The organism is Dissulfuribacter thermophilus, from assembly GCF_001687335.1.
Lineage (GTDB): Bacteria > Desulfobacterota > Dissulfuribacteria > Dissulfuribacterales > Dissulfuribacteraceae > Dissulfuribacter > Dissulfuribacter thermophilus.
In genome coordinates, this window is sequence record NZ_MAGO01000007.1 from 116,527 (window position 1) to 137,486 (window position 20,960).

At 39.5% G+C, this 20,960-nt stretch carries 16 protein-coding genes; 3 read left to right on the top strand and 13 right to left on the bottom strand.

The window, feature by feature from the left end; genetic code table 11:
* Positions 1-23 precede the first annotated feature (23 nt).
* From DBT_RS07470 to DBT_RS07530, 13 genes are all read right to left on the bottom strand, one after another.
* Positions 24-3,068: an ATP-binding protein gene (locus DBT_RS07470; RefSeq protein ID WP_067618561.1), complete on the bottom strand. Its 3,045-nt coding sequence runs from the start codon at positions 3,066-3,068 to the stop codon at positions 24-26.
* A complete protein-coding gene (locus tag DBT_RS07475) occupies positions 3,065-4,006 on the bottom strand; it encodes an ABC transporter substrate-binding protein (RefSeq protein ID WP_161939935.1) in 942 nt (313 codons plus the stop codon). The genes DBT_RS07470 and DBT_RS07475 overlap by 4 nt, the downstream gene beginning before the upstream one ends.
* Before the next feature lie 103 nt (positions 4,007-4,109).
* Positions 4,110-5,864 (bottom strand): oxygen-binding di-iron domain-containing protein, encoded by a 1,755-nt coding sequence (locus DBT_RS07480; protein ID WP_067618567.1) that lies wholly within the window; start codon positions 5,862-5,864, stop codon positions 4,110-4,112.
* Positions 5,865-6,084: 220 nt separating this feature from the next.
* Positions 6,085-7,746, bottom strand: coding sequence for a putative Ig domain-containing protein (locus tag DBT_RS07485; RefSeq protein ID WP_067618570.1), 1,662 nt, complete (start codon positions 7,744-7,746; stop codon positions 6,085-6,087).
* Between the two features lie 41 nt (positions 7,747-7,787).
* Entirely contained in the window at positions 7,788-8,618 is an 831-nt protein-coding gene (locus DBT_RS07490; protein ID WP_067618573.1) for a tetratricopeptide repeat protein, read from the bottom strand.
* Positions 8,615-10,249 (bottom strand): pilus (MSHA type) biogenesis protein MshL, encoded by a 1,635-nt coding sequence (gene mshL, locus DBT_RS07495; protein WP_083186700.1) that lies wholly within the window; start codon positions 10,247-10,249, stop codon positions 8,615-8,617. The genes DBT_RS07490 and mshL overlap by 4 nt, the downstream gene beginning before the upstream one ends.
* Positions 10,176-10,679 (bottom strand): hypothetical protein, encoded by a 504-nt coding sequence (locus DBT_RS07500; RefSeq protein WP_067618579.1) that lies wholly within the window; start codon positions 10,677-10,679, stop codon positions 10,176-10,178. Before DBT_RS07500 ends, mshL begins: the two co-directional genes overlap by 74 nt.
* Before the next feature lies 1 nt (position 10,680).
* Positions 10,681-11,175, bottom strand: a complete 495-nt coding sequence (locus DBT_RS07505) for a hypothetical protein (RefSeq protein WP_141674248.1) — start codon at positions 11,173-11,175, stop codon at positions 10,681-10,683.
* Complete coding sequence (locus DBT_RS07510) at positions 11,172-12,677, bottom strand: hypothetical protein (RefSeq protein WP_067618585.1); 1,506 nt, start codon at positions 12,675-12,677, stop codon at positions 11,172-11,174. Before DBT_RS07510 ends, DBT_RS07505 begins: the two co-directional genes overlap by 4 nt.
* Positions 12,616-13,818 (bottom strand): AAA family ATPase, encoded by a 1,203-nt coding sequence (locus DBT_RS07515; RefSeq protein WP_067618588.1) that lies wholly within the window; start codon positions 13,816-13,818, stop codon positions 12,616-12,618. The genes DBT_RS07510 and DBT_RS07515 overlap by 62 nt, the downstream gene beginning before the upstream one ends.
* On the bottom strand, positions 13,818-15,020 hold the full coding sequence (locus tag DBT_RS07520; protein ID WP_067618592.1) for a type II secretion system F family protein: 1,203 nt from the start codon (positions 15,018-15,020) through the stop codon (positions 13,818-13,820). The genes DBT_RS07515 and DBT_RS07520 overlap by 1 nt, the downstream gene beginning before the upstream one ends.
* Positions 15,020-16,666 carry a GspE/PulE family protein gene (locus DBT_RS07525; protein ID WP_067618595.1) on the bottom strand — a complete coding sequence of 549 codons (1,647 nt, stop codon included), beginning with the start codon at positions 16,664-16,666 and terminating at the stop codon, positions 15,020-15,022. The genes DBT_RS07520 and DBT_RS07525 overlap by 1 nt, the downstream gene beginning before the upstream one ends.
* A 32-nt stretch (positions 16,667-16,698) precedes the next feature.
* Complete coding sequence (locus DBT_RS07530; protein WP_067618598.1) at positions 16,699-17,280, bottom strand: type II secretion system protein; 582 nt, start codon at positions 17,278-17,280, stop codon at positions 16,699-16,701.
* 718 nt (positions 17,281-17,998) lie between these two features.
* On the opposite strand from DBT_RS07530, the gene leuD reads away from it, so the two are divergent.
* The 3 genes from leuD to DBT_RS07550 all read left to right on the top strand — a co-directional run bounded on the left by leuD (position 17,999) and on the right by DBT_RS07550 (position 20,868).
* Positions 17,999-18,544, top strand: a complete 546-nt coding sequence (leuD, locus tag DBT_RS07540) for a 3-isopropylmalate dehydratase small subunit (RefSeq protein WP_067618605.1) — start codon at positions 17,999-18,001, stop codon at positions 18,542-18,544.
* 24 nt (positions 18,545-18,568) lie between these two features.
* Positions 18,569-19,636 (top strand): 3-isopropylmalate dehydrogenase, encoded by a 1,068-nt coding sequence (locus tag DBT_RS07545; protein ID WP_067618608.1) that lies wholly within the window; start codon positions 18,569-18,571, stop codon positions 19,634-19,636.
* A 161-nt stretch (positions 19,637-19,797) separates the two neighbouring features.
* Complete coding sequence (locus DBT_RS07550; RefSeq protein ID WP_067618611.1) at positions 19,798-20,868, top strand: aspartate-semialdehyde dehydrogenase; 1,071 nt, start codon at positions 19,798-19,800, stop codon at positions 20,866-20,868.
* Positions 20,869-20,960: the final 92 nt, after the last annotated feature.

The window sequence follows — 20,960 nt, forward strand, 5'->3', positions numbered from 1 at the left end:
TGAGTTTTGAGTTAAAGGTCAGGCTATAGTTGGAGTGATGTGGAAAGAATGGCTACCAGGTCCTTTTCGCTATAAGGTTTTTGGATGAAATGGTAGCCTAGATTTTTGATCTCTGTTTTGATATCCAACTGATTTATATAGCCGGTACAGAATATAACAGGACATTTGGGTTTGAGTTCCTTGATGAACTCAAACCCATTACCATCTGGAAGCATAAGATCGGAAATAATGACAGAAATCTCCTTGCGGTGTTCATCATAGATTCTTTGGGCTTCTTTAATATCTTTTGCAAGAAGTACTTCAAAGTTTAGGTCCCTTAGATATTCTCCACCAATATTCCTTACAGTAATTTCATCCTCTATAAAGAGTATGATTCTTCCTTGTCCATCAATGTCCTTTGAGGTTTCTTCAGCTTTGTCAATTGGTTCTTGATGAGTATTTTGAGCAATGGGAAAATAGATTTTGAATACTGTGCCCTTTTGCAATTCAGAATATACGTTCACCCAGCCGCCATGTTGTTTTACTATACTATATACTACGCTAAGCCCAAGCCCTGTGCCCTTGCCTGGCCCTTTGGTAGTAAAGAATGGATCAAAAATTTTATCTACAATTTTCCGAGGAATGCCTTCTCCAGTATCCTCTATGGAGAGCCTAACGTATTTGCCGCTTTGAGCATTGGGGATACTTTGTGCCTGCTCATCATCAATCTCAATTACACTGGTTTCTATTGTGATCTCGCCTCCGCCTGGCATGGCATCTCTAGCATTTACCACAAGGTTTACTAAGATTTGTTCTATATTTACTGGATCTGCATTAATATCAGGAAGTTCAGGAGAAAGCCTAAGCGTTATATTGATGTTTTCACCAATGAGTCTATTGAGCATCTTAAATAGTTCTTCAATTGTAGTGTTTAGGTTTAGACGGACCTTTTCAGATACTTCTTGTCTGCTGAAGATCAGCAGTTGCTTTACAAGTTGCGACGCCTTTTTACAAACTGAAAGGATTTGTTTAAAATACTTTTGTACAGGGGCATCTGGTTCAAGTTTCAAGATTCCTATCTCAGCATATCCCTGGAGTGCTGTAAGTAGATTGTTGAAGTCATGGGCAACACCACCTGCAAGTGTGCCGATTGCCTCCATCTTTTGGGCCTGGAACAATTGCCTCTCCAGTTGAACTTCATTTGTTACGTCTCGTTGAATGCAGACGTATTTCTTCTGGTTAGTTTCATCGAGAATGGGGAATATTGTTACATCAGCTTCATAAAAGGTGCCATCCTTTCGTTTGTTTGTCATTCTTCCATGCCATGAATGGCCTTTTTTAAGCTGTGCCCCCATGGTAACGTAAAAGTCCTGACCATGGATTCCGCTTTTGAATAAACGTATATTTTTCCCTGGTAGTTCCTCCCTGGAATACCCTGTTATTTTAGAAATAGCTGAATTCGTATATTCAATTATTCCATTTTTATCTGTTATGATGACCCCCTCACTACCTTTTTCAATTATAGAGGTCAGGAGGTATTGGAGTCCCTCTGCCCGTTTCCTCAAGGAAATCTCTTTATCGAGCTGGATGATCCATTCTTTATTGTGAAAATATTTTAGAGCAAGTAATACAAAGCTGCATAGTAAAACAAAATAGACTGCAACAAGACTACCTGTTTTTTGAAGAATTTTTTTATAAGGCACTAATTGAGCCAGGAACCATTGTCCCTGTTCTATTGGCAAGGTAATAAAAAAATATTTTTTCCCTTTGTTATCTATTAAGAGCTCTGGTGAAATTCGTTTAAATTTGAGAGAAGTTAAGGCTGCATTTCCAAATATTTTGCTTTTTCTCAAGGCATCAAGCCTTTCTGGCTCAATGTCAAAAAGCGTATTATCAACCATTTCCACTGGACCTAATAGAACTCCGCCATCACGATTAATCATGATAGCGCCTAAGGCATTAAATCCAGACTTAATAATATTTTCAAATGGCATTTTCATAACCAGTACATGAGAAATGGAGCCAGTTTTATCTGTTAAAGGCCTTGCAAAGTAGGCACCAACCCTATTAGTAGTAATTCCTTTACCAAAATAGATATTTGATTTACCGTTGATGGCCTCTTTAAAGTATTTTCTGAATCCCAAATTTTTGCCTATGAAAGAATCTGATGAGGAAGCTATGATGGTCCCAGTTTTGTCCATAATAAAAATAGTAGATGCACCGAGTTCCATTTCGAGTAAGGAAAGCCCTGTCCATCCTTTTTCTCCCAAACTGATTGCATTTTTTACAACTGGATGAGATGCGAGGAGTTTGAGTTCCTTATAACACCTATCTTCAAACTCTATTATTCTTTCTCTAAATATTTTTAATTCGGACCTAGAATTTTTTAAGTACTGACGTTTATAATCTAGAGTGAAATGATTTATGAAATAAAAGGCAATAAAGCCGCTCAATAAAATTAGAAACAAAAATGTATAGAATTGAATATTTAAGTTTTTACTATAAAGGGAGTTGAATACAAAGATTAAGCTCAATAGTAGGATAATTAACTCTATTAGCACGAGAACTCCTGTAAATCTAGGCGCAAAATCAGAGAATAAAAATTCGGCTCCAAGTAATAACAGTAGGATTGCCCCGGTTGCGGCCAAAACCTGTGAGACCCGTCTCTGCTTTGCGTATTTGCGCTGATCACTGAAGAAAAACCATGTTCCACTAATAATGAACAACGATAGAAAAGTAACTGAGGGCAAATTACGGACAATATTTATAAGAGGAAGTATTATAGCTATAAAAATCAATGTCTTATAAATAACAGGAGCTCTTTTCCTTAATAAGAGATGGAGCATAGCAATTACTGCAGGCAACACAGCGCTAATGGAAAAATATGTTTGTGATGGAGGACAATATGGAGCAAATAATCTAATGGCTTTAATAACGCCGTAAGAAACTAGGCTAATAAAAAAAAGCCTTCCCTTATATTGGAAGGCATCCTTTCCCACAAATCTCTTAACGTCGATTAGTAGGGCAGCTAGGAAAAAAGACAGACATATAACAATTATGTTGACAATAGGCAGAAAATGGTCAATCACTGTATGAACCTGTCAACCATCCCCATGACAACAGTTGGAATTTTGATGTTTAATTCTCTATTTCTCTTGAGATTAATGACTATAATTGCCCTTTTGGCATCTCTTATCTTTATTTTTTTTATGTCATACCCTTTAAGGAGCAGGCATGCAAGTTCTCCTGCCTCATAGCCCATGTGATAAAAATCTACACTGACTCCTCCCCAAAACCCTAGGTCTACGAAAGATGCATTTACAGTTAAATCTGGTTTTTTGATTATTGTCGTAAGTATTGGGGCTATTTCATTAATGGTCAAATGTCTATTTGACACATTATCCTTTAGGGATAGTGTAATAGGGAAATAGGCCTTGACCTCATCGTCTTCTTGAATCTCCTTTGCCGCTTTTATTGCTTCTGCTAAGGTGGATACCTTTACAGGAAAGACTATGCCTTCGTAGGACGAACCCTTAATTTCATCAATAATTTGATTTTTTACCATATTCCCAACAGGATCATCAGAATAAAGGATGGCAATTTTGCCAATTTTTTTCTTCATCAAAAGGGAGAAGAATTTGAGTTGTTTTTTGATAAATAATTTTTCATAGACACCAGTTATACGTTTTGTGGGAATTCTGTTTTTATGGAACGAAAAACGCCTATTATATTCTTCAGGTGAAATATTTGTCCCTGTGAATATTAGATATCCATGATTTGATTTAACGTAATAAGGAGCCAATACCTGGAAGGCAAGGTCGTCAATGGCGATTGCCACGTCGGGGTTGAGTTTCTCATGTATAAATTTGGCAATTCTGATTTTCTCTTTTAGCTCATCTTTTTTAAGGGTCTTTGAGTTTAAAAAATAACGTGTAATTTTTGCTTTATTAAGGCCCTCATGTTGCAATGCATCTAGAACTCCCCTATATTGTGGGCCTCCACATGAATCAGTTTCACAATAACTCATTAAAATAAAAATATTTTTGGCATAAGCTGGTTGGCCAAAAATAAAAGAAAATATTAAAAATGACAAAGTAAAATATGAAAGAAAACTAATCATTAAAGTTCTCCTACATTACTTTATTCCTACCTCCATATTTGGCTCGATACAGATTTTCATCAGCCCTTTTGATTAGTTCATTTATGGAGTGTTCATTCTTAACTTCCGCGACCCCAGCACTCAAGGTAATCTTAATAGTCAGTCCAGCAACTTTGAACTCCTTATTTTCCACTTCCCTTCTTATGCGTTCTGCAACGCTTTGAGCATCACTCCTTTTAGTGAAGGGTAATACTACCAATATTTCTTCTCCTCCATATCTTATGGCAATATCACCCTTTCTAAGGCCTTTTTTTATGATTTTTGCGATCTCTTTTAAAATAAAATCTCCAATTAAGTGACCATAAGTATCATTAACCTTTTTAAAGAAGTCAATATCGAAAATAGCTATGGAAAGCGGGTAATTGTGGCGTTTTGCTTTATAAAACTCTTTATCAATTACTGTATTCAAGTAAAATCGGTTAAATAGTCCTGTTAGTCCATCAATAATTGCAATTTTATAGACTTTTTCTTTTTCCTCTTCTGCAGCTAGTATGTTTAATTCTCTTTCTAGGGCTACAGAAAGGGGCACAACAAATCTCTTGAAGACATCTAAGTATGCAGTATCTACGGAATCGAGGTTTTGTCTTAAAAGGGCAATGGCCCCTCCAATAAATCGATGATCTCTAGTTTTTAAAGGAAATATAATTGCGCTTTTATTGCAAAGCCCCCATCTTGGCATTTCTATTTTTTTTTCAAGCGAAATATTTCTTGCTTTTCTCATCATCTCTAAAAGTTGCTCAAATTTTTCTTGCTCTTCCTCCACAAATATTGGGTATGAGGCTTTAGAATTTGTAGAAAATAGAACCAGCTTTTGTCTCTCTGGTTCCAAAGGAGCGACTATCAGAAATTCATCTACTGCAACCAGTTCCTCCATGAGTTTTTTAATGTGCCTTAAGGCATTGATTAACCTTGGATTTAAAGCAAGATTGTCGACTATTCCCTTCAATACCCTGTTGATCTTGGAAAGCTTAAGAATATTGGAGTCACCACCAAATTGGAAGAGTCCGCATTCAAGTTCCTTTAACCGGTTGATCATTGGTTGTATCAATTCTTTTTTAATAATGGAGCCATGTTGGGGGGCGATAAGCTCAGGATTATATCGTTCGATTTGCACCAGGGCATTGTATAAAATTTCTTTGCTTGGAATATAGTGTTCATGAAATACCTTCATTTCCTCAAAATAGTTTTCATCCTGGGCAAATAGGGAAAATGTTTTAGTAAAGCCTCCAAAAAGATCACTGGAAAATAGTGTTTTGGTGGTCTCATCAAATGTGCAAAAAGCACCTGGAAAATGGGCATATGGTGTAAAGATGAACCTCAGTCTTCGACCATTTTTCAAATTTAGTTGCCAGTCATTTTGATCAATTAGCCAGAATGGAGTTTCCCACTGATAATGTTTGAGGAGAGCCTGGGCCCTCCAGTGGGTCACAATGAACTTATCGTTCCTGTTTATGAGTTTTTCAAGGCGGCTGATACAGCTTGTGATATCAGGATCTTGATGATGACATATGAGGTACTTGATATTTTTCAACTGGGTAATCTCTGAAATCTTTTTTATTGTTTCAGAGAAGGTGATTACAGAGCCTGGATCAATTAGGATGGATTCATCCCCATTGTTAATGAGGTAGACGTGGCATTGAAAGGAGTCTTGAGGGATTACACAGCCTACCCAAAAAATATCCTTTGCGATCTCAATTGGTTGAGCATAGCATGGGTCCTGAGTCATATTTTTATTCTTATAACTTTTAGCTGTTAAGTAAAGGGCTTTTATTCTATATTGATTTGCGAAATATTTCTCTTATCGCTAGGATCTTTGCCTTGAGTACTTGGGCTGTATTTAGGTCTTTTATAAATTTTTATTTGTGGATTTACAATAAAAATAATAATCAAGCTACCTAGGATCGAATGATGGTAGCTAAGATTGATTACATGAAAGAAGTTAAGATTCAATCATTAGATAAATTACAATTGTCGTCTATCTTTACCCTGCAATCCAAATCCTTATCTTCAGATAATTGAAAGTAAGTATTGAAATTATATTCACAAAGTTGATTTTTATTGGATCTACAGTCAGATCTACTTGGAAAAACTCTTATGTTGTTCGGACCATTGATTATTTTGGATTTTTTACAATTGCTAGAACTAATCTTTAAATATCTTTTTTTATTTGTTGTTTCAAATTTGGCTTTCCAGCAATATACTTTTGCTGAGTTTAAAATTTGACATTTGTCTTTATCTCCATTACAGAGAATATAGACTTTGCAATCTCCATCTGAATCAGCTGATACCAAATCAATCCTACTAACTGTAGAACTTGCTCGACAATCGCTTTTTTTATACAATCTTATAGTTTGAGGAGCTAACGTAAAACTTTTATTAAATTGTTTTTTTCTTAAGTCTACGCAATCGCGATCAGTCAGCATTGATTCAATGTAATCACCACTGTATGCCGCTTGAATTATCGTCAATGTATACGAATTGCACGCTTGATTTCCGCTGCCATTGTTTCCACTTCCACTTCCGCTGCCCGATCCATTACTATTAGTGCTACCAGAGAATTCATCATTAATAGCAATCGACAAAGTTCTTTCCGTGGTTCTTCCTCTAGCATCCCGGACCTTTATGGTAAATGAATATGTACCTGATTGGGTGGGAGTTCCAGAAATAGTGTTTCCATTCAATGAGAGACCTAGAGGAAGACGAGAACCGCTTTTGATGTGCCATTTGTAGGGCTCTTTACCTCCAGAAGCCCCAAGAACAGCACTGTAAGAATGGTTTACGATCCCATAGTTGAGATACAAAGTTGAAATCACAGGATCATTTGGATTTATTGTTATAGATAGACTTCTTGTGGCCGTTCGGCCTTCAGCATCCTTGACTTGGACTGTGAAGTTAAATGTGCCGTCTTCTATAGGGATCCCTGAGATCGTGCCGTTATTGTCAAGATTCAAGCCTTGCGGAAGATGACCTGAAACAATGGACCAGGAATAGGGAGGCGTTCCATCAGTGGCCTCGAGATGACTTGTAGGATACTGGTATTCTTCCATCCCATAGGGGAGGATCTCTGTGACTATTTTAAAGGGGTTGCATACCATGTCTCTCAATGTATTTATATCGGCATAGCGTACTTCATCGTCATATTCCACTTGTCCCTGCGGGCAGCCGCTGGTCATGGTACCTGGCTGAAGGATTCGAAATACTGCGGATGTACTATTCCCTGTCTGATTACAGTGGTTTTCCCCTTTACTAAATACTATGAATGCTACATTTGATTTTTGGACGCCTTTGTCCAATACTGTCAGATAAGATCCCTTGGTGGTACAAAGATCTGATGAGGTCATACCTGAGGCCACAAAGTAAAGAAAGTCTTCATTGTATGCATCTTTTGTCTTTACTCCAAGGACATTAAGGTTTGCAGGGAGTCTTTTCGTTGACTTTGTATATCCAAGAATTGCATTGTAAACGGTCTTAAGGTCTCCTCTAGTCTCAGAGATTTTATCTTTTTTTATAAGGATTTTTAATAGCCCTGTCCCCATGCCGACAAGAAGACCTATAATCACGAGGACTATTGCCATCTCTATGAGAGTAAAGCCATTTTTTTTGTGCATTTGATTGCTCCTGTTTTTGTTTCAGATCTCTTATAAATTTATTAATGCTCAATTTGTTTATTCAGATAGTTAACCAATCTCAAGTTATATTTGAGGTCCTCATCATCCGGCGAAAGCTTTATGGCAGTTTCAAGAAGATTTTTTGCTTCTTTGTATTTACCCATAAGTATGAGGATGGCGCCTAGATTGTTTGCCACAAGGGGACTATGGGTCTCCTTCCAAAGCCTTCTATAGATATTGACAGAGCCATTGAGGTCTCCACTCATCCTCAATTCTTCTGCTAGCTGAATGAGTTTTAGGGTCTTTTGCGAGGCATATGGATCCTTTATGGTTATTTTTTCTTCTGCTCTTGGGGATAGGCTCTTTTCCCTGTTAGTCTTAGATTGTCCTTCAGCTTTTGTAGTCTTTCCTTTTAAGCTTTGTATTTCGTTTAATAGGTTTTTAAGTTCTAGTTTAGACTTTGTCGTATTCGTTACCTGATTCCCTTTTGGTTTTAAGACCAAATTAGTCTTTGAAATGTTATTAATAGTTATCTTTGGTACTTCACGCTTTAGAGATGAGGAGGGTAACTTATTCTTTTTGTTAAGATGTTTCTCAGATACCTGCTCTATAATCGCACGGGAATTATTCATTTTTTTTGAACTGTTATTTGTATCCACAGTAATGTAATCTAAGATCCAGGTAGATAGAAGATAACCAATTAAGGCTGACATAAGGAGAATGGCTACGGGTAGTCTAAGCCTTTTTATGAGATTCGAAGTATTTTTTAAGGATGGATCTTCACCAATATTTTTCTCTGCGGTCACTACAGGATCATCAAGGGATTTTCCCTGTGCCTCGAGGCGTTTTAGTGTCTCAAAGAGTCTGCTCATGAGTTTATTACTTGTATTAAAAGGATTATCACAAGCTCTACACGTTGACGTCTTTGTTGTTGAAATTTAAAGGCCTTCCCAAGGATTGGGAGTCTGTCAAGTATCGGCAATCCACTAGAGTTTTTAAAATTTTTGTCTTGAATTAACCCTCCGAGTATCACCATCTCTCCAGATCGTACTCTTACCACTGTGGATGCCTCCCTTAGATTAACTACTGGAAAGGCATATCTGTTTCCCCCTTGAAATTCCTTTTCTTCCAATGAAATTATGTCGCTCTTAATTGGAACCATGTGGAGATTCACCATACCTGATTCCTCAATTTCAGGGGTAACTCCAAGGAGGATCCCATCAAAAATTGCGCCTATTTCAACTGTTGGATTAATGTCTGTAGTTCCTCCAGTTGTGCTGGTGGTCTGGATCTCAAAACTCTTTAAATAAGATACCGATCTTCCAACACTAATGAGTGCAGATTGACCATTCAGGACCTTTAGCCGTGGATTTGAAAGTGTTTTGACCTGACCATATTGTTCAAGGGCGTGAAGCACTGTAGTAATGTCGTAGTATTTATTTGTGATGTGTATTCCATAAATTAAGGAATTGTCATTTGTTGCCTTGCTTGTCAGAGTAAAGGTTGCTCCGTTTTGCTGTAGAGCGCTTTTACTGATGGTGCCTTCGAGAGATCTCCAGTCTATGCCCAGTGAATATGAGTCATCTAAATTCACTTCTAGAATTTTGGCTTCGATAAGGACTTGCCTTCTATATTTTTCACGGACGTGTTGGAGATATTCCTTAATTTCATCTACTGCGTGGGGCCTTGCTATTAACATGAGGGTGCCTGTAGAGCGATTTAGAAAAAACTTTCCATCATCTCCAATATGATCAGCTACTACTCCTTCTATTTCCTCATAGATATCGGAGTCTTGAGCCATTTTTCCCCCAGAAAGTTCAAAATTTCCTTTAAGGGGGGTCAGGATGTCGCCACTGCTAATATCTCCACCAGCAGAACCCCCACCTAGTACATCTCCTCCCACATTGAATTTTGATTCCTGGATAGAATTCAAAAAGTCAAGATTGATCACTGCCTTTTCGTATCCGTGTATAAAAATGGTGCCATCCTTTTCCTTCCATGTTAGATCCATTGCCTTGCATACGTAGTCTAGTACTGATCTTAGAGGTCTTTCCTGAAATTCAGCTGTTAGGGTTCGGCCTTCGTTTAGCAGTTCCTCTGCATCTGAATCTATTATGAGATTAAGGCCTGCGGCGTGAGATAGGGCCTGAAGTACCACTCTATAGTCCTCTTCCACAAAAGACATGGTGACTTTTTGAAAATCTAGTGGTGAAAGTTCCTTAAATTTGGGTTTGAGTTCCTGTGAAATAGGCCAAAGGTCATTAATATTTTCGTGAGTTTTGTTTGATGAAATTCTTTTTTCTCCGCTTTCTTTATGAGAGTTGTAGTTATGAGTAGGTGATGGAGGCCTTATTTGTGTTTTCCCCCCTATCCTTGATGACGGAGCACAGCCCTGTAAAACGAGCATAATTATGAATAAGATAAAAAGGTTAATTAGTTTTTGTTTTTGTAACAATAGCTGAATCCCCGTCATCTTTTTTGAATTTGATTGTAAGGATCTCATGGTTTTCTCCAAGCACTCTCACCCTATCATTTAGTATGTTTAGCACCTTGAAGTTAGGTCCGCTTTCGCCTTCTTCATATAGAGTGCCGTTTATCCTGCAAAGCTTTTTAGAACTTCCTATACTGATTATCATTGTAAGTTCAAGTTCCGGTAATTTTTCAGTTTCTTCTTTGACTGTAGTTTTCATCATCTTTTGAGATTCATAGTAAAATGGACTACTCGCCCCTGACGGGATAGTTAAGTGGCTAAATTGTGTCTCTTTTCTCTCTTTTTTCTTTAATTCTAAAAGATTGGATGCATTGAAATACCACCTTGAAACAGAAACTGACCGGTAATTAGGGCTGGAAAGCGTTTGGGCAAAGAATATAGAGGCAAGAGCACCCCAAAAAAGCACGGCTAGTGGTGTGAAAAGGACTATCCAGTCTTTCATGCTAGTTATCTCCGCATGTAGATAATAGGTAGCCTTTAATTTCAAATACTGTCTTAGGCCCAGATGCCCTATTGTCTGTACCCTGGTCAGTTGTCCTGAAATCTTCACTCACGCCATTCATTTTCATATGCTCTAAGAGAAAGATACCGTCTTTGTGATAGACTTTTTTTATGTCTCTGTTTAAAAAGTTCAGATGATGTATGAGTTCACTGAACTTTAAGCTATCAAAAGAGATATCAACTTCTTCCCAGAGCATGGGAGTCTTAAATTGATTGCATGGGAGGAGCCAGGCCTTTATTGCAGAGTAGTCTTCAAGGGATCGATTCAGGCGATAAAGTTCAGAGTCTTTTAATCTGAGATCGGAAATCGCCTTTTTTAAAGAATTATTATCGTTTGAATAATATAAAAAGAAAAAAAATGATACACAAAAAAGGATTACGCAAACAGACTCGATTACAATAGTCTTTAAGGATGGTGTTGGAATCCGCTGCATCACGCCCTATTGCCTTCTCCCTTTTTCCCCTGAAGTGTAATAGTACAACTAAGTTTTCCTTTTCTACTGATCTTATCGTAATCCCAGTTTACATTCTTTACACTATAAATAGATGCAATATTGGAAATTGTCTCTTCAAATCTTGTTCTTGTCTGCATAAATGTGCCTTGTGTCACCAGGACTATATCCATCTTGAGAGGCATATTGAAGAGGCGGTCTATAGGAGAGGTAAATTGGATTGATGATGACTGGGGCATGTACGTAGAAGGTGGAGGGGTGGGCCTTGAAATTGCAGTATTTTCCCTTTTTATCTCAAAGGACAATATCTTGACCTCACTGGGTAGGAAGGATGCAAGTCTCAAAAGTACCTCATGAGGCCGTGGTTGCTCTACGCTTTTTTTGTAGATATCAACATACCTTTCAATAAGGGCCTTTTCTGTATTGCTGGGCAAAATAGCCTCTAATTTTTCTTTTTTTGACGTAACGTTCTTTAAAAGAAAGGTGTATTCTTTATAAAGTTTCTTGTTTTCTCTATAGAGATTAAAGCCTAATATGCCAGTAAAAAGTGCGCTTAAAACAAGTGCGCCTGAGACAAATGAATTAACTCTTCTTATGACATAAGCAGTCTTAAAGATAGAAGGGGTAAAATCGTATTCTTTGAGGGCAAAGTATGCACCAAATGCACCTGGATGTTTGAGGATCAGGGAAGGGTCAGAAATTTCAATGATCTTTTTGAAATCTGGTTCCCAAAATTCTTTATTACCGATCTTTTTAGGACATATCTCTCTGCCTGGGCCAAGGCAAATGGTCTTTTGCACTTGAATATTGTGTAGTCTTTCCACATTTTGACGCACAAGTTCAAAGGTTTGTTCTAGCATGGTGAGGTCAACGCTTCCTGTGACGTCAAGGGGTATAATTTGGCTATAGAGTGGAATTTTTTCCCTGGTTACCAGGATCTCAAGCCCTTTTTCTCTAAAGATGGCTGCCATGACAGGCCCTTTAGTGATAGCTCCTAGGAGCCCTGCAATAGATGATATTTCTGAAAATATGCCTTTAATCCTAATATTTTTATTTTTTAAAGCGATATCAAGGGGAACGGATATATCAGCAGCGGACAGAGAGACTATAGAAAGCCTTTCTTGGCCTTCGGTACTCGAGATCTTCTTAATCCTGTGAACCAGGTTCATCCCCTCTTCTAAAAGGGCCTCTTGTCGAATTCTTTCGTTTATCTGCAGTCTGAGGATTTCTTTTTTTGTCTTTGGAAAATCTGATAACATTATGTGAGAGTTTTTAGATAATATACTCACAAATAGGTCTTCTTTTTTATGACCAGGTTCAAAAAAGTTCTCATGAGAAATTACCTTGAGAGGCCCCTTTCCCTCCTTTGCGATAAAAAAGGACCGCCATTGTCCTTCAAAGGCGTTATATTCAAGTAGCCGCATTTTAATTTTCAAGAATGATAAGATCTTTTCTGATCCAACCATGTTTTTTGTTACCTTTTGCATCAAATACAGTTATCTCCACCCAACTTTCTCTTTCATTGACCACATTAAATCTGTCACCTAAGGCGGCGGTAGTCAGTTGAGGGAACATCCTTCCTGGTCCTTCTCTGACAATAGCTCTTTTTACCCGAATTATGGCTACCTGTGACTTTTTTTCTTCACTGGAGAAGTTGCTCTTAAAAATGTTAAGAATCCCCTTTGGGGAATGAAATATATTTTTTTGAATTATCAGATTTAGTCCCAAAAAAAATAGGGTGAATCCTAAAACAAGACTAAATAGGATAGGCAAATAGGATTTATTGGATTTTTCGGTCAATAGCTCAGGCAAGGTTTCACGTGCGTTCTTTATTATTTCTTTGGTGATCCTTTTACATCGTTTTGATGCAGCTACTAATAGGGCTCGGTCCATAAGTTTATTTATGAGCCTTGGGATCCCTTTAGTATAATTAAAAACGCAGTTTAAAGCCGATGAAGTGATTTCGATATCTCCTCTGCCGGCTTTGTTTAATCTAAAGGTTATGTATTCTTGTGTTTCACTTTTATTTAGGGGTCTAAGGTGTTCGTTTACAGTAATCCTCTGTACCAACTGGCCTAAGCCCTTGGATTTTAGGATATCATTTAATTCCGGTTGTCCTAGGAGAAGGATCTGGAGAAGTTTTTTTTTACCTGTCTCTATATTTGACAGAAGCCGTAACTGTTCAATGGTCTCTATTGGCAGATTTTGGGCCTCATCTATAATAATTACAAGTTCCTTTCCTTCAGCTGCAAGTTCAATAATTGCCTTTTCAAATTTTTTAAATAAAAAGGCTGTTTCACAGTCGTTTTCAACATTGATGTTTATCTCTTCTAAGATTAGTTTAAGGAGCCCACGGGGTGAAACTGTGGGTGCAACCACTACTGCTGTAACCTTGTCTGGCGGGAGTTCATCAATAAACATCCTTAAGAGTAAGGATTTTCCAGTGCCGGCCTCTCCGGTCAGGACTAAGAAACCCTCTCCTCGATTTATTCCAAAGACAAGGACCTCTTTTGCTCGAAGGTGTGGTTTGGCAGGGAAGAAAAAGGAAGGATCAGGCAAGAGCTTAAAGGGATGCTCTCTGAAGCCAAAATAGTTGAGATAATCTAAATGATTACTTGCCTGTTCCATTACTGAATCTTGCCCATGAGTTCATAAATTGGCCCTAGGAGTCCCAGGGCAATAATAACAAATATGAGCCCTGATACCACAATTAAGGCTGGTTCAAGAGTCTTTGCCATAGCATCCACAAGTTTATTTACTTTATCAAGATAAAACCTTGCAAGTATTTGGAGCTGGCCAGGCATATCCCCAGTCTGTTCGCCCACTCCAATCATCCTCAAGATGAATGGTTCAAACAATTTTATCTTTGAAAATGACTCAGTGAGTCCATTTCCATCCATGACATCCATCCTAACCGAATTAATTGCCCTTTTGAGTACCTGATGGCTGACAGATTTTTCCATGATCTCAAGGCTTCTCACAATATCTATCCCCGCCTTGGTAAGGAGAGCCAAGTATTCAAAGAAGAAGGCGAGTTGTGAGGCCTTAAGGACATTTCCCAGAATAGGCATATATGACCACATAAGGTCCCAATAGTATTTGAGGCGATCATTCTTCTTTGAGACAATATAAAGGATTAAAAGGGCAAATACTGACAGGGGGATTACCTGCCAATAGACCTTAAATATGTCAACAGAAACTATGAGTAGCTTTGTGGTTTGGGGAAGATTCTTCATCCCAAGCCCTGTGAATAGAGATAGGATCTGAGGAAGGACATAAAGCATCCAAAATATGAGAGCCCCTGTCATAGCAGTTGCAACAAAGGCTGGATATGTAATGGCCCTTTTTGTATTTGAGATAATCTCCTCAACTCTCTCAATATGTGTTGCGGCATCTTCAAGGGTCCTGTCAAGAGAACCGGTCTCTTCCCCTATGGTGACGAGTACGAGGACAATTTTACCAAACACCCTAGGCTGCTCTTTCATAGCCTCTGAAAGGAGTTGGCCTTCGTCAATCCTCTTTAATATCTTACCCAAAGCCTTTTTGAGAGCAGGGTCACCTGGGCTCTTGTAAAGGTCCTCAATTGCCTGTTTTATTGGCACTCCACCCCTTATAAGGAGGCTCAAGTTTCTGAAAAATTCCGCCAGAATGGGACGTTTTATCTTTTGGGGAATAAAAGAGAGATCAAAAGAAAATTTTTTTTTGTAGTCTAAGAGCGTAAGGCCTCTTTGCCTGAGATCCTGATACAATGCCCCTACTGAAGGGTATTCTCCTTCATCTTTTATCCTTTCACCAGTATTTGTGAGGGCCTCATAGATGTAGTGTGGCATTATCCGATTACCCTCTGGTATTCTTCAATGCTCGTTTCTCCCCTGGTGATTTTTTTTATACCTGCCTGGGCAAAGTCGTAAAAACCTTCCTTACGCGCCTGTGCTTCTATTTCTCCCAGTGGCGCTTCCTGTGCAATGAGTGTAAGGATTGTTTTGGATAAATATAACACCTCTCCAACTACTGTTCTGCCTGAATATCCTGTATTTTGACACTCCGGACATCCTGTTGCTCTATAAAATGTGCCATCTGGCGGCAGATTGAGTTCTTTTAGGAGACCTGGTTCAGGATCATAGGGCTCCTTGCATTTTGGACACAACCTGCGCAAAAGCCGCTGGGCAATTACACCTATTAGAGAAGTAGAGAGTAGATATGGAGAGATCCCAAGGTCAATCAACCTCGCGATGGCTCCTAGGGTAGTATTGGTATGGAGGGTAGACAGCACTAGGTGACCTGTGAGGGCAGCCCTGGTTGCCAGTACTGCCGTTTCCTCATCCCTGATTTCCCCTACCAGTATCACATCTGGGTCTTGCCTCAAAAATGTTCTAATAGCAGATGAAAAGGTATAGCCAGCCCGCTCGTTAACCTGGGTTTGTCTTATCATAAGGAATTCATATTCTATTGGATCTTCTACTGTAATTATGTTTTTCCCTATGGCATCCTGTTCTCTGAGAGCTGCATAGAGGGTGGTTGTCTTACCACTGCCTGTTGGCCCTGTAACAAGGACCATCCCATGGGGTCTGGCAAATAGGGTCCGTATCTTTTTCAGTTGGTCATCTTCAAAACCAAGGTCCACAATGGATAGGACATTTCCCCCTCTTGATGGTAGAAGCCTAAGAACCATATTTTCCCCAAAATTTGTTCGTACAGAAGAGACCCTTATGTCAAAGGAGTCTCCCAGAAATTCGAAGGTCATTCGGCCGTCTTGGGGTTTTCTCTGTTCAGAAATGTCCATTCCAGAACGCACCTTGATATTGGTTATGAGCCTATGATGGATTGATGATGGAAATACATGAGCAGGCCGTAGTACTCCATCAATCCTAAACATGACTCTGGAAGAGACATCGCTTGGGGTAAGGTGGATGTCTGTGGTGCGTTTGCTAACAGCTGACGTCAAAATTAGGTCAACTAGCTGGTTAACATCTATATTAGCGTTTGGATTGGTCCTCAACCTTGTGGTGACCTCTTCAATGGCCTCATCCGCAGGGTGTTCCAAAAGGTGATAGAACCACTCAATGAGTTTTTCAAGCTCATCTCTTGCGCCTATGTGTGGCCTAGGCTGAAGACCAGTAAGCCTAAAGACTATTTCCTGAATTCCCGTATCGTAGGGATCCGAGATTGCAACGTGGATCTCCGCACCGTCAATCCAGAGAGGAAGAATCTTTTTTTGTCTTGCAGCCTGTACAGGCAGACGCTTTAGGCACTCTTGATCAGGGGTAAATGTCCTAAGATCAATAAAAGGGAGACCACTTTGTGCTGCAAGGGCCTTGGAGAGCTCGGTCTCTGTGACAAGGCCAAGGCGTGTAAGACACTCTCCTAGGCGCTCCCCAGTGGCCTTTTGCTCTTGGAGAGCAAATTCAATCTCATTTTCTTCAATAAGCCCGTGCTCCTTAAGGAGCTGGCCAATGGGGAGCGCAGTTTGCGGCATATCGGATATTGTAGCCTAACAACAAATGTATTTTAGAATTTAATATATAGGCTTCCAATACTACCGCTACTCGAAACATATTGTTCATTTGCAATCACTGAGCCCGTATTGTATATACCATCATCAAGTTTCTGATCGATTTCCATTGCTACATCCCAGGGAAGATTATCCAGTTTGAACCAGTGACCTGCAGTACCCCCAGTAGGAGTTGTCCAATAAAAATAGATATTGTCTCCGAAAACGTGATGAGGTGTATCGCCAGAATTTCCACTATAGCTTCCCGTTATTAGACCTGAGAGCCGAAGGTCTTCGAATAGGTAATAACCTTCAGTAGTATCTACCTGCCCATTTCCATTCCCATTGTGTTGATCGCCTTCAGGAATATTAGAAAGATTTTCATCGCCAGGATACATACCATAACGGTCATAAAAAGTTAGAATAGCGGCCCTTAAACCATTTACTTGATTAATGACATTTTTGACCTTAGCTTCTTGAATAAGAGATTGTCCTTTCATAATAGCTCCTACAATTAATCCAATAATGACTAACACTATGGCCATTTCCACAAGGGTAAAGCCACCTTGGTTTTTTAAGGATTTTTTTATTTTCATCATAAGACCTCCTAAACTCAAATAATTTGAAAAAAGATTCTACCTTATATCAGATCGGTTTTTTAAAAATTTTTCTTTAGTTTTTTTAATGAACTCCTTTAATAAATTTTTTTCACAAGATAAAAAATAATAATTTATTTCGAGCATATCAAGAGGTTGATCTTCATAGATCCATATCGATTTTTTTGAATTGTTTTTTTTGGGTACGGATATAAACATTGGATCAAGTTTGTGTTCTTAAATGAAAATTTAAACAGCCTACTTGAAAGGCGCTACTGTGTTGCTGTCCAGACAAAAAGATTTGGACTTAATGTGATTTTGTTTCTAATGCTCATTTTTTGTAGAAAAGTTCCCTTTGTCCATGCTTGCTTTGATTGGTATTATTTATTCAAAAAATCGACTATATTTTTTATAGTTCGGCAAGGCGTTTCGTCTAATCCTATTACTGGATGGAATATACCGGATATAGTGGTAAAGGTTATTGGTAAAATTATCAATTTAACGATAACATAGGAGCACATTAAACGCGTTAAATACGGTAAGACCACTTCATATCTTTCTGTTTTTAGAATAAGTCTTTTTTGAAGTTGCATTTTTCCCAGTGGCTCTTGATTTCAGTCAGAAGACACTGATGTAAGAGTTTGTGTGTTTTTCTCCTTGCGGAAAAAATAATAAAATAATATAACAGCTATGGTCTGAAATCTCTAGAAAAGGAGGTTGTATGCTATTTAAGGGGAAGGCCTGGAAGTTTGGCGAAAATATAGATACAGATGCAATTATCCCCGCACGGTATCTAAATACATCCGATCCTCAAGAACTAGCAAAGCATTGCATGGAGGATGCTGACAGAGAATTTCCAAACAAAGTTCAACCTGGGGACATAATTGTTGCTGGGAAAAATTTTGGCTGTGGTTCATCAAGAGAGCATGCACCCATTGCAATTAAGGCTGCAGGGGTCTCGTGTGTAATTGCCCCAAGTTTTGCAAGGATTTTTTATAGAAACGCATTTAATATGGGGCTCCCTATATTTGAGTGCAGTGAGGCGGCTCGCGAGATAAATGAAGGAGACGAATTGGAAGTCGATGCAGATAATGGAGAGATAAGAAATCTTACAACAGGAAAGACCTATAAAGCCCAGCCCATACCAGCATTTATGCAGGAGCTCATACGAGACGGGGGGCTTATTGCGCATATATTAAAAGGAATGAAGAAAGGTTCTGATGGAAAAATGGCCTGTGATTGTACAGGTTGTAGTGTAAGAGGATAAACAACACGGGAGGTTTAAGATACTATGAAGCAATACAAGATAGCAGTAATACCAGGAGACGGAACAGGACCTGAGGTCGTTCGTGAAGGTGTCAAGGTGCTTGATGCGGCAAAAGAGCGTTTTGGTTTTGATATCGAATACACATGGTTTGACTATGGTGGAGACAGATATTTAAAGACTGGCGAAGTGTTGCCTGAGAATGCGGTAGATAAATTGAAAAAGTACGATGCCATTTATCTCGGCGCAATAGGTCACCCAGATGTAAAACCGGGAATACTTGAAAAAGGAATACTACTGTACCTTCGTTTCGCCTTGGACCAATATATAAATCTCAGGCCCGTTGTGCTCTATCCCGGAGTTGATACCCCACTTAAGGATAAAGGCCCAGAGGATATAGATTTTGTAGTTGTAAGGGAAAACACAGAGGGGCTTTATGCAGGAGCAGGCGGGGTGCTCAAGAAGGGCACTCCTGATGAAGTGGCAATCCAAGAGTCCATCAATACAAGAAAAGGGGTTGAGCGTTGTATACGTTTTGCCTTTGAATATGCTCGTAGGCGCAACAAGAAGAAAAAAGTCACGCTTTGTGGAAAGACTAATGTCCTCACCTATGCATTTGATCTCTGGGAAAGAACCTTCTATGAAGTGGCAAAAGAGTATCCAGATATAGAGACAGACTATGCCCACGTGGATGCCACATGTATGTGGATGGTAAAAAACCCTGAGTGGTTTGACGTGATCGTTACTGATAACATGTTTGGTGATATTATCACAGACTTAGGAGCCATGATTCAGGGAGGCATGGGAATAGCAGCAGGTGGTAACATAAATCCTGAAGGCGTTTCAATGTTTGAGCCCATAGGTGGGTCTGCCCCCAAATATACAGGTAAAAATGTCATCAATCCCCTTGCTGCTATCTGTGCAGGCCAGATGATGCTAGATTACCTTGAAGAAAGAGAGGCAGCCGCGGCCATTGAAAATGCCGTAAAAGAAGTGGTTTCAAAGCACCTGAAGAGCCTGTCTGCTGGTAAGATGGGCTACAGCACCACTGAGGTAGGAGACTTGGTTGCAAAGTACGTAAAAGAAGGGGTGTAGTAACTACTCCCGGCTCTAGTAACAGTCAGTGTTTCATAAAACATTTTTAAGTGAGTGCTTACAGGGCCTTTTGGATGTTTCTTGAACATCGCACATCTCAACACAGAGGAAAAAGAGGGCCTGTGAGCACTTTCGTAGTGTAGACAGGAGGCCAAGAAAAAATGAGTACAGGATTTAGTGTTGCAGTTGCAGGGGCCACAGGCGCTGTTGGCCAGATGATGATAAGGGTTCTTGAAGAGCGGGATTTCCCTGTCAGGGAAATCAAATTTCTCGCCTCAGAACGATCTGTCGGTAAGAAACTAAAATTTAAGGGGGAAGAAATACCTGTACAAAAATTAGACCATGATTCCTTTAAAGGAGTTGAGATTGCCCTCTTTTCCGCTGGTGGCGACAGATCAAAGACCTATGCCCCATCTGCTGCAAAGGCAGGAGCGACTGTAATTGACAACTCAAGTGCCTGGCGAATGGACCCTGATGTGCCACTAATAGTGCCAGAGGTAAATCCCCATGCAGTTAAAGAGGCCTCAAAAAAGGGAATCATTGCAAACCCCAATTGTTCAACTATCCAGATGGTTGTGGTTTTAAAGCCGCTTTACGACTATTCAAAGATCAAGCGCATTGTGGTGTCCACCTATCAGGCAGTGTCTGGTACTGGACTTAAGGCAATTCGTGAGCTTGAGGAACAAGTCTTAATGTGGACGGACAGGAGACGTAGGGAAGGGGAGAATGTAGCGCCCAAGGCCAGTTCTGGGATGTCTTACGGTTATGTAGGCGAGTATGAGTACAATGCATATCCCCATCAGATTGCCTTCAATTGTCTGCCTCACATCGATGTGTTCCAGGAAAATGGATACACAAAAGAAGAGATGAAGATGGTCAACGAGACTAGGAAGATCCTCGAAGACCCTGATATAATGGTTAGTGCAACATGTGTACGAGTGCCTGTCTTCTACAGCCACAGCGAGGCAGTGAATATTGAGTTTGAGAAAAAGGTAGGTGCTGAGAAGGCCAGAGATATTCTATCAAAGGCCTCCGGAGTTAAAGTTGTTGATAATCCAGAAAAATTCCAATATCCCCTGGCATTAGTTGCCGAAGACCAGGACTTAACATTGGTGGGAAGAATTAGGGATGATATTTCCAATCCAAATGGTCTCGATCTATGGATTGTGGCAGACAATATCCGAAAGGGTGCTGCCACCAATGCAGTGCAGATAGCAGAATTATTGGTGTAACTTAAATCCTGCTTTTTCTCTTTTTCACTGCCCTTTGGGATTGCCAATTTTGCTCGGGGCTCGCATCTTGGGCAAACTTGGCAATTGCAGGA